We start from the raw sequence: 610 nt of genomic DNA on the forward strand, positions 1-610 counted from the left end.
CGGCCCCCAGGGTGCCGCCGGCGGCCGTGATCGCCGCGCGAAGGCCGGCCAGTCCGCTTCCCGTGCCCAGGTCCGGCGCGGTGGGTGGGCCGCCGCGGTCGCGGACGTCGACGACGAGGTGGTCGCGGTCCGCGGTGATCCGTAGCCGCGGCCGTGGATCGGCCGAGTATCGGGCGCAGTTCGTCAACGCCTCGCGTACCACGCGGTAGGCGATCTCGGCGATCTCGGGCGGGGCGGTAACGACGGTACGGGTGAACCGGATCCGCGGGTTCGCGGCGGCCAGGTTGTCGATCGCGGCCAGGGTACGCGGTGTGGTCAACGCTTCGGTGATCGCGTCGAGTTCGGTCAGCGCGTCGCGGCCGGCCCGGCGCGCGTGGTCGATCGCCTCGTCGCTCATCGTGGGGTCGGCCAGCCGTAGCGCCGCGCCGATCCGGACCACAACCGCCGTCAGGGCGTGTGCGGCGACATCGTGCACCTCGGCGGCCAGCCGGGCCCGTTCGGTCCGCGCCGCGTGTACCGGAACGTCTTCGGCGCGGCGCCCGTACTCGACCCCGGCCGCGCACGCCGCCGAGCGCTGTCGGCGGGACCGCCCGACCGCCCAGACGGCTGC

The 610-nt window shown here is 75.6% G+C and carries 1 protein-coding gene; it reads right to left on the minus strand.

Going from position 1 to position 610, the window contains the following annotated elements:
• A partial coding sequence (locus GT354_RS04265) for a histidine kinase (protein WP_237534364.1) occupies positions 1 to 610 on the minus strand: 610 nt, incomplete at both ends.

The organism is Streptomyces sp. SID3343 (assembly GCF_009865215.1).
GTDB lineage: Bacteria > Actinomycetota > Actinomycetes > Streptomycetales > Streptomycetaceae > Embleya.